This window comes from Ensifer sp. ENS02, from assembly GCF_014851885.1.
Lineage (GTDB): Bacteria > Pseudomonadota > Alphaproteobacteria > Rhizobiales > Rhizobiaceae > Ensifer > Ensifer adhaerens.
In genome coordinates this window covers 1-284 of the sequence record NZ_JACVAO010000091.1, presented here as the reverse complement: position 1 = coordinate 284, position 284 = coordinate 1, and the positions used below count along the sequence as shown (strand labels likewise).

The 284-nt window shown below is 52.1% G+C and carries 1 rRNA gene; it reads right to left on the bottom strand.

Annotated elements, in window-relative coordinates:
• Positions 1-178: 178 nt before the first annotated feature.
• A 23S ribosomal RNA gene (locus tag IB262_RS35580) occupies positions 179-284 on the bottom strand; the annotation flags it as partial.

Genomic DNA, 284 nt, shown 5'->3' with positions numbered 1-284 from the left:
ACCAGGTCGGCAAAGCGCAAGATTTGCGTCTAGCGGACGCAAACCGGATGAGAAGCTGGTGAGGTCGGCGTAAACCGCTTGCGGTTTATCGCCTTCACTCGTTTTGTTTTGAACACGTCGCTCATCTTGTTCGGACGAATGCGTTGCATTCGCCTTGTGATGAGCATGAGCAATGGGAACGATCAAGCCAATCGAACGATTAGTACTGGTAAGCTTCATGCGTTGCCGCACTTCCACACCCAGCCTATCAACGTGGTCGTCTTCCACGGTTCTCAAGGGAATAC